This is a genomic window from Ruegeria sp., from assembly GCF_965199275.1.
GTDB lineage: Bacteria > Pseudomonadota > Alphaproteobacteria > Rhodobacterales > Rhodobacteraceae > Ruegeria.
This window is the reverse complement of sequence record NZ_CBDAQX010000022.1, coordinates 280877-294616: the sequence shown is the minus strand read 5'-3', so window position 1 is coordinate 294616 and position 13740 is coordinate 280877. Positions and strand designations below refer to the sequence as shown.

Annotated in this window: 13 protein-coding genes; 7 read left to right on the top strand and 6 right to left on the bottom strand. The window is 59.9% G+C overall.

What is annotated here, in order from left to right; all coding sequences use genetic code 11:
- Positions 1–3 precede the first annotated feature (3 nt).
- A complete protein-coding gene (locus ACOERD_RS21140; protein WP_419737763.1) occupies positions 4–1035 on the bottom strand; it encodes an IS110 family transposase in 1032 nt (343 codons plus the stop codon).
- A gap of 338 nt (positions 1036–1373) precedes the next feature.
- On the opposite strand from ACOERD_RS21140, the gene ACOERD_RS21135 reads away from it, so the two are divergent.
- From ACOERD_RS21135 to ACOERD_RS21120, 4 genes are read left to right on the top strand one after another with little or no spacing between them, the layout of a single operon-like run.
- Entirely contained in the window at positions 1374–3491 is a 2118-nt protein-coding gene (locus ACOERD_RS21135; protein WP_419740349.1) for a hypothetical protein, read from the top strand.
- A gap of 43 nt (positions 3492–3534) precedes the next feature.
- A complete protein-coding gene (locus ACOERD_RS21130) occupies positions 3535–4230 on the top strand; it encodes a DUF4376 domain-containing protein (protein WP_419740348.1) in 696 nt (231 codons plus the stop codon).
- 45 nt (positions 4231–4275) lie between these two features.
- Positions 4276–4452 carry a hypothetical protein gene (locus ACOERD_RS21125; RefSeq protein ID WP_419737950.1) on the top strand — a complete coding sequence of 59 codons (177 nt, stop codon included), beginning with the start codon at positions 4276–4278 and terminating at the stop codon, positions 4450–4452.
- The gene (locus tag ACOERD_RS21120) at positions 4442–5038 is read left to right on the top strand and encodes a hypothetical protein (RefSeq protein ID WP_419740193.1); all 597 of its coding nucleotides are present in this window, start codon (positions 4442–4444) and stop codon (positions 5036–5038) included. The genes ACOERD_RS21125 and ACOERD_RS21120 overlap by 11 nt, the downstream gene beginning before the upstream one ends.
- 278 nt (positions 5039–5316) lie before the next feature.
- Here the strand turns inward: ACOERD_RS21120 and ACOERD_RS21115 are convergent, their stop codons facing one another.
- Complete coding sequence (locus ACOERD_RS21115) at positions 5317–7059, bottom strand: IS1634 family transposase (RefSeq protein WP_419737624.1); 1743 nt, start codon at positions 7057–7059, stop codon at positions 5317–5319.
- Between ACOERD_RS21115 and ACOERD_RS21110 the strand changes: the two genes are divergently transcribed.
- On the top strand, positions 7052–7753 hold the full coding sequence (locus ACOERD_RS21110) for a hypothetical protein (RefSeq protein WP_419740347.1): 702 nt from the start codon (positions 7052–7054) through the stop codon (positions 7751–7753). The two genes, ACOERD_RS21115 and ACOERD_RS21110, sit on opposite strands and share 8 nt — an antisense overlap.
- Positions 7754–8099: 346 nt before the next feature.
- Here ACOERD_RS21110 and ACOERD_RS21105 read toward each other — a convergent pair whose 3' ends face one another.
- Together ACOERD_RS21105 and puuE are read right to left on the bottom strand one after the other, a co-directional pair.
- Positions 8100–8585: an ureidoglycolate lyase gene (locus ACOERD_RS21105; RefSeq protein ID WP_419740346.1), complete on the bottom strand. Its 486-nt coding sequence runs from the start codon at positions 8583–8585 to the stop codon at positions 8100–8102.
- Complete coding sequence (puuE, locus tag ACOERD_RS21100) at positions 8582–9994, bottom strand: allantoinase PuuE (RefSeq protein ID WP_419738669.1); 1413 nt, start codon at positions 9992–9994, stop codon at positions 8582–8584. Before puuE ends, ACOERD_RS21105 begins: the two co-directional genes overlap by 4 nt.
- A 146-nt stretch (positions 9995–10140) precedes the next feature.
- On the opposite strand from puuE, the gene uraH reads away from it, so the two are divergent.
- A complete protein-coding gene (gene uraH / locus ACOERD_RS21095; protein ID WP_419738670.1) occupies positions 10141–10494 on the top strand; it encodes a hydroxyisourate hydrolase in 354 nt (117 codons plus the stop codon).
- Positions 10495–10506: 12 nt separating this feature from the next.
- Here uraH and ACOERD_RS21090 read toward each other — a convergent pair whose 3' ends face one another.
- Positions 10507–11418 carry a LysR family transcriptional regulator gene (locus ACOERD_RS21090; protein WP_419738671.1) on the bottom strand — a complete coding sequence of 304 codons (912 nt, stop codon included), beginning with the start codon at positions 11416–11418 and terminating at the stop codon, positions 10507–10509.
- 101 nt (positions 11419–11519) lie between these two features.
- Here ACOERD_RS21090 and ACOERD_RS21085 point away from each other — a divergent pair, with 101 nt between their 5' ends.
- Positions 11520–12752, top strand: a complete 1233-nt coding sequence (locus ACOERD_RS21085) for a urate hydroxylase PuuD (protein WP_419740345.1) — start codon at positions 11520–11522, stop codon at positions 12750–12752.
- Between the two features lie 41 nt (positions 12753–12793).
- Here ACOERD_RS21085 and ACOERD_RS21080 read toward each other — a convergent pair whose 3' ends face one another.
- On the bottom strand, positions 12794–13696 hold the full coding sequence (locus tag ACOERD_RS21080; RefSeq protein ID WP_419740344.1) for a LysR family transcriptional regulator: 903 nt from the start codon (positions 13694–13696) through the stop codon (positions 12794–12796).
- Positions 13697–13740 lie beyond the last annotated feature (44 nt).

The window sequence follows — 13740 nt, the reverse complement described above, 5'->3', positions numbered from 1 at the left end:
TTGTCAAGCATGACATTGATTTTGTTTGATTTTAAATTCGACAAAATCGTCGAAGACCCAGCCGTTCTTGAGCGTGTCATAGATGATCTTGAGCAGCTTGCGGGCAGTGGCTATGATCGCCTTGCCCGCGCCACGGCGTTCCTTGATGCGCCGATAATGGCTGTTGAGATATCCCGAATAGCGGATCGCGATGAGCGTACATTGCACCAGCGTGGTGCGCATGAGCTTGTTGCCGCGCTTCGTGATCCGCCCGTGATGTTCGGTTTCGTTTGAGTTGCTCACCTTGGGCACGATGCCGACATAGGCGGCCAGCTTGTCCGCGTCGGAGAAGTCTTCAACCCTGCCGATCCCCGCCAGCAGGACCGCGGCAGATCGCGCACCGATCCCCTTGATGCTGGTGAGCCCCTCAAAGCCTTTCATGGCCGAGGCGGCCTCCTCGATGGCCTTGTCGAGACGGCTCAGGGTTTCGGTCAGGCCGAGCGCCTGGTCCCGCAATGCCGCCAGTTCGACCTGCTCAAGCGGTGTGAAGCGGCTGAGATCCAGGTCGCGCAGGCGCTTCTTGCTGGACAACCCTTCCTTCTTCAGCTTCATGCCGTGGCGGACAAACATCGCGTGGATGCCGTTCAGCAGCATGGTGCGCTGTTTGACCAGCATGTCACGCGTCCGGGTCAGCGAGGCCAGTTCGCTTTCCTGAGTGGACTTGAGCCGGGTTTCCGGCAGCATGTCCTTCGACAGGAAAAACGCCAGGGCGCGGGCATCGTTGCGATCGGTTTTCTTCACCGATGTGCGGATCACTTTAAACTGGCGCGGGTTGACCACAACGATCCGGCCGACACAGGGTTCCACCTCACCGCAGAACCAGGCCGTGTTGCCGGTGGCCTCGACCGCCAGTTCGTCATCCGCATCAAGGCTCTGACAGAACTGCTCAAGCGCCTGCGCGGACAGTTGAAAGGTTTGGAATGTTTCCGATCCGTCCGTCTCACGCCGACAGATCGTGAAGGAATTCGTATGAAGATCGACACCTATGTAAGCCATGGCTATACTCCCTGCTCAAGGAGGCGGAGCCCCCAATGGGGCGTGAACGGCCAAACCAAGCTCCTATGCAGGATCACCGGCCAAAACCGGGCCCTATGGGGGCTGTTCGGAAACAGGCGAAGGCTAAGCTCCACTACAGGGTCACAATGCCCTACGAAAACATCCAGCCTGAGACCTATCCGCCTCCCCGAATCCTCTAACAGATTCAGGGCGTTTGGCCGATCACAAATCATTCATACCCCCTCCTCAAGGGCCTCGACCCGCCGGGCCCGGCCTGGACCGCCACATGGTTCCGCTTCACCGCACCCCGGGGACGCGCCGGCACCTGGCGCATCACCATGGACGGCGCCCCCGACCAGGGCACCGACTGGGCCATCTTCAGCGCCAAGGGCAATGCCGCGCGCCGCGGTGCAGATGATCATCTCGACATCACGCTGAGGGCCGGCGAGCGCTTCACCTTCCGGCTGCTTTTCTACAATCTGCGCTCCCGCGACACCGTCACCGCCATGACCCTCAGCCTCACCCCGCCCGCGCAAACGGGTGAGGCGGCAACAGGGGCGGCAACAGATCCGGCCCAGATGCCCGGCTACACGCCCCCGCCCTGGTCCGCCACGCCCCTGGGTGTCACCGTGGAGCAGCCATATGAATGGATCAGCGAGCGGCGCGGGCGCGCGGGGCTCTGGGGGGCGTTTTCGCGCCCCGCGCTCCTGGGCAGATATGCACGCGACGGCATCCCGGGGGCCGCCGGTCAGCCGGGACGCGACGGCACCGACGGGGACCCGGGCCAGGACGGGCAGCCGGGACGCGACGGGCAGGATGGGCGTGACGGGCAGGATGGCGCCGGGGTCGAGATGATCTTCCGGCGCACCGCCACCCGCCGGGCGCCCGCAAGACCGCAGACAACGCCCGCGCAGTCCAGGGCAAATGATCATGTGCCCCCCGGCTGGTCCGATGATCCCGTCGGGATCACGCGCGACGCGCCCTATCTCTGGGCCAGTCGCCGCACCGGCTCTTCGGGCAACTGGGGCGCGTTTTCGCCACCCGAGCTTTGGGCCCGCTATGCACGCGACGGCGCCCCGGGGCGACCGGGCAGGAAGGGCGATACCGGCGATACCGGCCGGCAGGGGCGACCGGGCCTTGATGGTCCGGGTGTCGAGTTCATCTTTCGCGCCACCAGCACCCCGATCCGCCCCGCCACCCCGCGCACAACAGCCACCCAGCGGCGCCTCGACGATCATGTGCCCGAGGGCTGGGTTGATGATGCCCCTGACGTCAGCGCCGCCAGACCCTATCTCTGGGCCAGCCAGCGCAAAGGCTCCTCCGGCAACTGGGGGGCGTTTTCCCGACCGGTGCAATGGACCAGATATGCACGCGACGGCGCCCCGGGGCGGCCGGGCAGGAAGGGCGATACCGGCGATACCGGCCGGCAGGGGCGACCGGGCAGGAAAGGCGATACCGGCGGCAAGGGGGACAGGGGGGACAAGGGAGACAGGGGGGACAAGGGAGACCCCGGCCGCAACGGGCGTGACGGGCGCAACGGCATCAACGGGCGTGATGGCAGCAATGGCGCGCGCGGGGCGGGCAGCTATGCCCGGCGCGTCAGCGCGCGCGGCTGGGTGAACAGCATCGCCGATCGCGCAACCCCCGGCGCCAATGTCACCGGCGATGTGGTCACCCTCACCGACAGCGCCGGAGGCTGGGCCGAAACCCGCGCCTGGACCGGCACCGCATGGCTCCCCGTCACCCATGTCATCAACGGCAATACCGTCATCCCCGGCACGCTGCTGGCCGAGGCCCTCGCCGCCGGCCAGATCGACGGCACCCATCTGCGCGCCGACACCGCGCTCATCACCGGCGGCGTCCAGATCGGCCCCGGCCTCATCACCCTCACCCATCTCGATGACAGCCTCATCGGTGATGTGGCCCGGGGCGCGCGCTGGCGACTGGACGCATCGGGCACGCGGGCCACAAGAAAAAACCAACGCTTCTCCACGCGCCGCAGTGATGGCGGCTCCGATATCGTGGTGCGCAGGGACAGTGCCGACGAGATCATCCGCTACGCGCTCGAGGTCTCGGGCGGGGGGTTCACCCCGCCTTCCTCGTCCTATTGGTACGAACATAGCCGAAACAGCGAGGGCTCAGAATCGGCCGTGGGCACAAGATACAACAGCGCGACCTTCAGGATCAGGCTCGAGGTCCGGCTCGACAATGTCGTCATCCGGACCCGCAGCATCAGCGTCACCACCGGCGCCGCTGGCCGTGCCATTCTCAGCGGGGTGCTGCCCGCCCGCCTCACTCCGGTCGGCCGGCAGAAAAGGCTCACCCTGCGCGCAACAGGAACCGTAAGCTCCGGGGGCGCGAGCGTCGCGGGCATCAGAGGCGGCCGCACACCGGTCGCATGGAGCGCCGCCGCATATCTCACCCTCACCGCACGAGAAACCCGCCCCTTCGCCTGATCCCGTCGCCTGACCCAGGATATGACCCAGGACACAAAGCCCAGTGACACAAAGCCCAGTGACACAAGACCCCACCGCACAAGACCCCGCGCCACAAACGCTCTCCTACGACGCCTTCGCACAGGCGCTCCTGGCCCTCACCGAGACAGGTCTTGCCCTGCCTCACGACATCCTGCCATGGACCGCTTTCCCCGAAGAGGCCGAGCCCCCGGAGACCATCACCAAAACCATGTGGGACCGCTACACATGGAACCCGCCGCAATTCGCCGCCGCCACACAGCCCGACCCCTATGGCCGCGAAGATGCAAAGGCCGGCGACAAGCCCGCATGGGACAGCCTCACCCGGCACGCCGTGCACCAGGCCTGCGAAGAGGCCCGGCAGCACAAGCACGCCCAACTGGCCGCAGAGCTTGCACGCCGCACCACCTTCACCCACAACGCCCGCACCTGGCAGGGCGATACCAAAAGCGCCGCAGCCATCACCGCCGCCGCCCTGCGCGCCGCCGCAGAACCCAACTGGCCCAAAGACTTCGTCTGGATCGATGCCGCAAACACCCGCGTCCCCATGCGCGCAGAGGACATCACAGCCCTCGCCAAAGCCCTCTCGGCCTGGCAGAGCGCCCGCCGCATCCACGCCCGCACACTCAAGGATGCCATCACCGCCGCCACAACCGCAGAGGCAATCCTTGCCATAAACGTCGCACAAGGATGGCCGGAGCACGCCACCCAGCCCCAATGACGCGCCCGCGCGGATATGCTAAAACACGTACAACGGAGATCGGACATGAGCCAGTACACACCGTCCTCAATGGAATATCTCGCCGCCAGAATCGACGACAAGCGCAAGGAACTCGAGGCGCTCGAGGCGCTCCACAAGACCCTGCTTGAGGCTTTCGGCCGTCGCCTGCCAAATGAAGCCGCCGATCTGGCCCTTTCAGAGATCCTCCTCAATGGCCGCTGACGGGCAGTTCGTCACACGGCTTGTCATGCAGGAGGGCGCGACCAGCAGATTTGAGCCCCGCACCTTCACGCGATGGCTCGGCGTGTTCCTGTCCGACATCGAAGCCATGCTGGGGCCCAGAGATCCCGCCTTCACTGTCCTCGGCATCGAGTTTGTCGATACATGCCATGAAATGCCCAAGACATGGTTCCCGGACACCCATCCTCATGGCAAGCATGTCATTGTGCACTTGAACCGGTCCGCAATGCAGGACGGGGCAAGGGCGCGCTGGCAACTCGCCCACGAATGCGTTCACCTCATTGATCCCGGGCAAGGCGTTGCCAGTGTAATGGAAGAAGGTATCGCGACCTGGTTCCAGAATACCGCAACCACACGCAGCTTTCACAACGGCAGCGGGCCATATGCAGAAGCCGAACGCCTCGTATCACCCGTGATCAGGGAACTCTGCGACACGATCAGGTTCTTCAGAACGCAAAACCGCCTGCACCTTGATGATATCGCGCCAGTACACCTTCAGAACCGCAACCCGAACTGGTCCGGCGACTTCTGCCGCGCTCTCACCGAGCCGTTTTCTGCCCTCCGATGAAGAAAAGGCCGATCACAACTCCCGCCCCCGTAATTTGACTGCAGCCGGTTCCAGCACACAATACCGTCGCATCAAACACCAAATTGAGCACGAAACTGTCGCGCCAGAAATCAACGCGAAAATCACAGGGATTGAGCACGAAACTGTCGCGGATTGAGCAATAATTCCTGACTTCCGACATTTTTTCGTATAAGTCATTGATATTATTATGCCTTGGTTGCCAAAAGGCACTACACGGACTTTTTTCGCCAGCGATTGTTTCGGAGTGTTGAGGGAGCTCAGGCTTTGGTCTGGCCAGTTTTTCGGGTGCGCCCGGGGGGTATCTTGAAAGGGGCTTCGTTCCAGGTCAGGCCGACGCAGGTGAGGATGCGTCTGGCATCGACCGTGGCATGGCTTGGCATGCCGTAGCGGTCAGGGGTGCCTTTGTGGCGCAGGATCGAGAGCTGCAATGCGTTCAACTCGTTGCGGATACGAGCCGGGCTCATCGGGTGTCCGAGCAGGTCCAGATGCTTGCGCAGGTGCTGCAGGCAGCAGAAGGCCATGTAGCAGATGGCGATATGGGCCCGGACCCGACGCGGCGACCAGTGATAGATGGGCCGGATTTTCAGATCGTGCTTGTTGGTGCGGAAGCAGGCTTCGATCTCCCACAACTGGTGATAGCGGGCAATGACGTCCTGTGCCTCCAGTTCGTCCGCACCATGAACAACAATGGCATGCAGCCCGTCCCATTGTGCCGCTGCCTTGATCTTTGCATCATCCAGCGTGACGTCCCCGCTGTCGGGGAAGGCCAGGAAGCGGCCATATCCCCGGCTGCTGAAGCTGCCGGGTTTGCGAGAGCGCTTGAGCTTCTTGTGCAGCTTTTCGATTGCCTTGTCGCGCTTGTGGGCATCATTGCGTGCCCGGGTGGGTGACCAGGTCACAATGACCCGCGCTCCCTCCTGGTCGATCACCTTGTACCAGCCCTTCTCGGTTGCCTCTTCAGAACCGTGTCCAGCCCAAGGCTGGCGTCCCTCCGGGCTCAAAATGTTCGCCTTCACGGCGGCCGGGGCGGACTTCATGCGATAGCCGAGGATGTAGGGCAGACCCTTGTTCTGCAACATCTGCTGGTTGTCCTTGCTGAGCATGGCGGCATCGGCCACGAACGTGACCCTGGCCACGTCGAAGCGTCCCTCCAACGCCTTCAGCGCAGCTTCCAGCGTATGACCTTCCCAGGTGTTTCCCGGGAAGAGTTCATAGCCCACAGGCAGCCCATCGGAGGTGACGATCAGCGCCAGCATGACCTGAGCGCGGTGATGCTTGCCATCCTTGCTGAAGCCCTTGGCCAGAAGATGATCCTGCTCGACCCCGTCCGCATCCTCGGCCGGGTCCTCGCGCTCGGTGTCAAAGGCCAGGGTCGTGCAATCGTAGAACAGCACGGTCACTGGCCCGCCCAGCAACTTCTCTGCCGCCGCGTGAGAGGTTTTGCAAATCCCGTCTATCACCGGCGTATTGATGTAATCCATGCTCCGATAGACCACGTCCAGATTGAGCGTGATGCCTGCCTGGTTCTCCAACGCCTCCACGGTCGCGCGCTTGCTCTCGGGCTGTGCGATCCGCGCCATAACCAGCTCTTTCACAATGCGATTGGCACTTTTACGCGCCGCCCCCAGAAGGGCCCCCCAACCCAGTTGGTCATACATCGTCCCCATGACATCCCGCAGACCCAGAGAGACCCGCGCCTCCTCACGGCACTCGGCAAGATCAACGCCAAGCTTGTCCGGCCGCGGAGCGCGGCGCACCAGCGCCTGCAGATCGGCATATTCCGTGGGCGTGAACAGTTCCATTTGCGGCGAGCGATCAATGCGTAATTGCTCCATCAAGCGGCCCGCCAGACGCTTGATATCCTCAATCTCGCTGTCGTTATGGGCCACACCCACATGGCGCAGGATCTTCTGGCGTACCTTGGAGCCGGTGCGGACGGATTCAACGATCTGGATCCGTGTGCGGTTGAGCTTTGCGTCATGTTTGGTGCGGATGAACATGGGCGAAGAGGTTAGCCATCTGAAGGCCCATGTCAATACTTTTTATAATAATGGGGCACTACAACGCGCCTCTGAGCAACCACACCTGAAAACAAACCAAAAACCCAGTCAGATCAACAAAAAGGTCGGAAGTCAGGAGGAGGGCGCGACCAGCAGATTTGAGCCCCGCACCTTCACGCGATGGCTCGGCGTGTTCCTGTCCGACATCGAAGCCATGCTGGGGCCCAGAGATCCCGCCTTCACTGTCCTCGGCATCGAGTTTGTCGATACATGCCATGAAATGCCCAAGACATGGTTCCCGGACACCCATCCTCATGGCAAGCATGTCATTGTGCACTTGAACCGGTCCGCAATGCAGGACGGGGCAAGGGCGCGCTGGCAACTCGCCCACGAATGCGTTCACCTCATTGATCCCGGGCAAGGCGTTGCCAGTGTAATGGAAGAAGGTATCGCGACCTGGTTCCAGAATACCGCAACCACACGCAGCTTTCACAACGGCAGCGGGCCATATGCAGAAGCCGAACGCCTCGTATCACCCGTGATCAGGGAACTCTGCGACACGATCAGGTTCTTCAGAACGCAAAACCGCCTGCACCTTGATGATATCGCGCCAGTACACCTTCAGAACCGCAACCCGAACTGGTCCGGCGACTTCTGCCGCGCTCTCACCGAGCCGTTTTCTGCCCTCCGATGAAGAAAAGGCCGATCACAACTCCCGCCCCCGTAATTTGACTGCAGCCGGTTCCAGCACACAATACCGTCGCATCAAACACCAAATTGAGCACGAAACTGTCGCGCCAGAAATCAACGCGAAAATCACAGGGATTGAGCACGAAACTGTCGCGGATTGAGCAATAATTCTGTCGCGCTACACTGATACCTGGTTCCGAGCGACAAGTCGCGCCTCGGACTACAACGGCCGGGGTTACCGTCCCGGCCAATGTGGCTCCACCCGGAAGATGTTGCTAGGCGCTGGATTTTCGTTGCAATTCCGACCTCATACGCACGGATATTGTGATACCCGCGCGTCTTCAGGCGATTTATTCGACGATAACGAATGGTATCTCGAACCAATGCTCCTGTAGGTTGGGTCCAGTTCCAATTCTATCCACGACCGCAAAAAGCCCCGGATCATGGAGCGGGGTCAGTACCCCGTGCCAAGTGTTGCGATGATAGTTCACCCCCTGCCCCGGCGCAGTTATGAACGCAATCGGGTGGCCGGGTTTTCCATCTTCATCGGTAGCTACAACCACAACGAACGGCTTTTCGGAAAATGGTAGAAACGCCTGGCTGCCCTCAGGGTGACGCTCCATCATATCCAGCCTGATCGGCAGGCTGAAAGCCTCGGACTGGAACACGCTGATCCCCGCACGGCCGTCCTGGAAATCCAACGCGGCACGGTCATGATAGCGGGCGCATTTGCCCTGATTGATGTATTTGTCCACCTCACCCGCCGCTTCGATCACATCTCCAAACGGCGCAAAGGCTTCGGGGGTCAGGGGCTGCAGCTTAATTTCGATGGTCATTCCGAGAACTTCTCGATCAAGCGCAGCTCGGCGATCCGTTCGACCTGACGGCAGGCTTCGTCGAACTCGGTATCCCGGTCACTGATAATGCGGCGGTGAAAGGCCTCCAGGATGCTGGCCTTCGTGTTGTCCTTAACGGCGATGATGAAAGGAAAGCCGAATTTGGTCGTGTAGGCCTCATTCAACGCGGTAAAGGTTTCGCGTTCTTCATCCGTCAGCATGTCCAGACCGGCCCCGGCCTGTTCCGCCGTGCTTTCCTTGGTCAGCCGCCCGGCGGCGGCAAGCTTGCCCGCCAGATCCGGGTGCGCCGTCAGAACGCCAAGGCGTTGCTCGGGCGTGGCGGTGCGAAAAACACGGGCCAGCGCATTGTGGACGCCAGCCGCATTGTCATGGGTCGGTCCCAGTTCAAGGTCAAACGCGCCTTCGGCAATCCATGGGCTGTGTTCGAACACGCCGCCAAATTCGGATACAAAGGTGGGCTGGTCCATTTCGGACGGGGTGAGGCGTTGCATCGGTGGGTGTTCCCTTGCCCAGTGATCGGCAATCTGTTCACGTGTCGCGAACCAGACGCCGTCGTGTTTTCTAAAGTACTCAAGCGCGCGTTTCAGCGCCATGGCGCGACCCGGACGACCGATCAAGCGGCAGTGCAACCCGATCGAGAGCATTTTCGGCATACCCGCTGTGCCCTCGGCATAGAGCATGTCGAAACTATCTTTCAGATAGCTTTCGAACTGCTCACCATTTGTGTATCCGGCCTGAATCGCGAAACGCATGTCGTTGCAATCCATCGTATAGGGTACGATCAACTGATCCTTGCCGCCTGCCTTGATCCAATAGGGCAGATCATCGGCGTAGCTGTCCGCGATATAGGCAAAGTCACCCTCTTCTGCGGCAAGACCGATTGTATTCATCGAACACCGACCCGTGTACCAACCGCGCGGAGGCTGACCGGTGACTTCCTTGTGCAGCTGGATGGCTTCGCGGATCTGGGCACGCTCGTCTTGCGGGTCCATATCCTTGTGTTCGATCCATTTCAGCCCATGGCTCGCGATCTCCCAGCCAGCATTGTTCATCGCCGCAACCTGCGCCGGGGCACGCGCCAAAGCGGTTGCCACGCCATAAACGGTCACTGGCAGGTCCTGCAAAAGGTGGTGAACACGCCAGAACCCGGCACGGCTGCCGTATTCGTAGATCGATTCCATGTTCCAGTGCCGTTGCCCAGGCCATGGGGCTGCACCGGTGATCTCGGACAAAAACGCCTCGGATGCAGCGTCACCGTGCAAGATGTTGTTTTCGCCACCTTCCTCATAGTTCAATACGATCTGAATCGCGATCCGGGCCCCGTTGGGCCAGTTGGCTTTGGGCATTTCGCTGCCGTAGCCGGTCATATCTCGTGGATAAGGCTTCACATCTGTTTCCTTCTTCTTGAGTTCCTCAATACTCCGGATAATCAAAGAAATTTTTCAAAAAATACGAAAAGCAGTTTCGGACAGTCTGGCTTTGCCCTCGGACGAGAAAACAGACTAAGAAATAAGCAACTTTAGGAGTGGCACAAATGACCGGTTACCTTACCACACATGTCCTGGATACTGCGCGGGGATGTCCCGCCGAAGGACTGAAAATCGAGCTGTACCGCATCAATGGCACAGACCGCACCTTGCTGAAAGCACTGGTAACAAATGACGACGGCAGAACCGACGAACAAATTCTGCCGCAATCCGAGTTTTCAACGGGCGAGTATGAGCTGATCTTCTATGCCGGCGCGTACCTTGACGCGTCGGGCACGCCGCCCGAGGAACCTCGCTTTCTGGATGTGATACCGATCCGGTTCGGGATGTCCGAACAGTCTCACTATCACGTCCCGTTGCTTCTCTCCCCCTTTGGATACTCGACCTACCGCGGCAGCTGAGAACCTACCGTTCTAGGTGTTCGCGGCGATTGAGGATCCGATACGCTCTATGATGAACTCCATGAACAGCCGCGTTTTGGGATCTTGCATGCGACGGTGTGTGAACAGACACGCCATCTGAATGGGTTCCGGCGGCGTTTCTGTTGCGACCGGAACCAGATTTCCGGCCTTAAGGTGCTGTGCAATCTCAAAGATCGGCTTAAGCGCGATCCCGTGACCCGCAAGCGCCCAATCCGTCAACACATCACCATCGTCCGATTCATAGCGACCAGAGACACGGAATCGCTTTGGCCCCGTTTGAGTCCTGAGAAGCCATTGAAACTCGGTCGCGCCTGGAAAGCGCAGGTTGAGGCATTCGTGATTGTCGGCGATCAAATCGTCTCCACTTGCCGGCATTCCGCGTTTTTTGATGTATTTTGGGGATGCGCACAGCACTCTTTCAACATCGGCGATCTTGCGAATGCGCAAGTTGCTGTACTCGGGCTGCCCTAGGAAAAATGCAAGATCCAGACCTTCTGTTGTCAGGTCGACTTTGCGATCTGTCAGCCTCAGCCTGACATTGACCTCGGGGTACTCGGCCAAAAACTTTGGCACCTGCGGCGCGATCAGCCTGCGACCGACGCCCAATGGCGCAGCGGCATAGAGAGATCCTTTTAGATTCTCGGTAATATTGACGATCTGCGCCTCGGCGTTTTCGACGGCCTCGAGAATCTCAGCAGCCCCCCGATAAAACGATTGCCCCTGTTCGGTCGGCGTCAGGCTGCGCGTCGTGCGTTGAAACAGCCGCACGCCCAGATGCTCCTCCAATTGCGATATCCGCGCTGAGGTGACAGCCGGAGAAACCCTCAGATCACGGCCTGCGGCGGACATGCTGCCCAACTCGTAGACTCGGACAAAGGTTCTGATGTTATCTAGATAGGACATTTTTTTGCATTTTTTGATACTGCTTGGTCTTTGCTAGCAATACCAGAACAAAGCAGTCTCGCATAGAGTGAGCGGAAGCAAAGAATCTTAGGAGCAAACCCATGTATGATCTGGCCGTAATGTGGGAGTGGATCGCCTTTTCGGTCCGCTGGCTGCACGTGATCACTGCGATGGCGTGGATTGGGGCATCTTTCTACTTTATCGCATTGGACCTGATGCTTAAGCCAAACCCTGCGCTGCCGGATGGGGCCTATGGCGAGGAATGGGAGGTCCATGGCGGCGGGTTTTACCACACCGTAAAATACCTCGTGGCCCCCGCCCGGATGCCCGAACATCTGACCTGGCACAAATGGCAAAGCTACACGACATGGCTGTCCGGTGCTGCGCTCCTGATGATCATCTACTGGGTCGGAGGAGAGCTGTTCCTGCTGGACCCGACCAAGGTCGATCTGGCGCTGTGGCAGGGAATTCTGATCTCGGGCGGGTCACTGACCATTGGCTGGCTGCTCTATGACCAATTGTGCAAATCCAAGCTGAGCGATCATCCCACCATTCTGATGCTGTTGTTGTTCGTAATCCTGGTGATCATGTCCTGGGGCTATAACCAGATATTCACCGGACGGGCCGCGCTACTGCATCTTGGGGCGTTTACTGCAACGATCATGACGGCCAATGTGTTCTTCCAGATCATGCCGAACCAGCGCATCGTAGTCGCAGATCTCAAGGCCGGTCGGACCCCGGACGCAAAATACGGCAAGATCGCCAAGGTACGTTCGACGCATAACAACTATCTGACCTTGCCGGTCGTGTTCCTGATGCTGTCGAACCACTACCCGCTGGCCTTCGGCACCGAGTATTCATGGATCATTGCAAGTCTCATCTTTCTGACCGGGGTCACCATTCGCCACTACTTCAACACGATGCATGCGACTGGAACAGGCCCTCATTGGACCTGGGCAGTCACGGTCCTTCTGATGATCGCGATTGCATGGCTCTCCTCGGTCCGATCTGGTGAGACATGGGAAGAGGCCGAAGCGCGCGAGCTGACACCCTATGAACAGAAATTCGCCTCGGCCGCGGGGTTCGAGGCCGCCTATGACGCGGTTTTGGGCAACTGCTCCATGTGCCATGCGCGCGAGCCAGTTTATGGCACAATGAAATGGGCTCCCAAGAAGGTCTATCTTGAAACGCCCGGCGATGTCGCCCGTCAGGCTGATCAAATCTATCTGCAGGCCGGGATCAGCCATGCGATGCCTCCACCAGCCGCGGTTCAAATGGATGACGAAGCCCGCCAGACCATCATCGCTTGGGTGCGCGAGGTTAGAGGCCAGTAAGCCCCGACGTGTAGCAGGTGATACAGGCCCCTCCTGCTGCTTTATCCAAAGAACCTTTTGCTGTGTTTCGCGATGTGTTCCACGAACAGGCGTATCTTGGGGTCCTGAAGTTTCTTATGCGGATAGAGGCAGCCGAAGATAGTTGGCAAGGGTGGTGTCGCGGGCAGAACCTCAACCAACTGGCCTGACACGAGATACTCTTTCACATCGAAGCGCGGTTTGTTGACGATCCCCTTGCCTGCCAAAGCCCAATCCGTCAAGACATCGCCATCATCCGCATCGTATTTGCCCCGAACCTCAAGTTTGCGCGGACCCATGTCGGTGTTCAGGGTCCAGAAATACTCGGGCGATCTGGGATAGCGCAGCAGCAGGCAATTGTGCTGAGAGTGCAATAGATCATCCGGCGTTTTTGGCACGCCGAAATTCGAAAGATATTCAGGCGAGGCACATAGCAGCCGATCACAATCCGCGAATTTCCGCAGCTTCATGGTGGAATCGCCCGGCTCTCCGATAAAGAACGCAATATCCAGACCATCGGCCATCATGTCCACTTTGCGGTCAGACAGGCGCATGCGGATCTCGGTCTCTGGATAACGCTCCGAAAAATCGGGGACCAGAGGCGCTACGATCCTGCGTCCCACCCCCAACGGCGCGGTAATGCGGATCGCGCCGCGGGGGGCGTCCGAAAAACTGGCGACGCGCGCCTCGGCGTGGTCCAACGCCAGCAAAACGGCCTTGGCCTCATCATAGAAAACCTCGCCGACCTCTGTTGCCGTTATCGAGCGAGTCGTTCTGTTGAACAGACGCACGCCCAGATGGTTTTCCAGCTCTTTCAAACGTTTGCTGGCCACTGCCGGCGTCAGCCTCAGATCCCGGCCGCCGGACGTGATGCTGCCAAGCTCCATCACCCTAACGAAGACCCGCAAGCTTTCGATGTATGACATTCATTCCTCCCACTGCGGGAAGACTGCGACGGCGGGATTTCTTT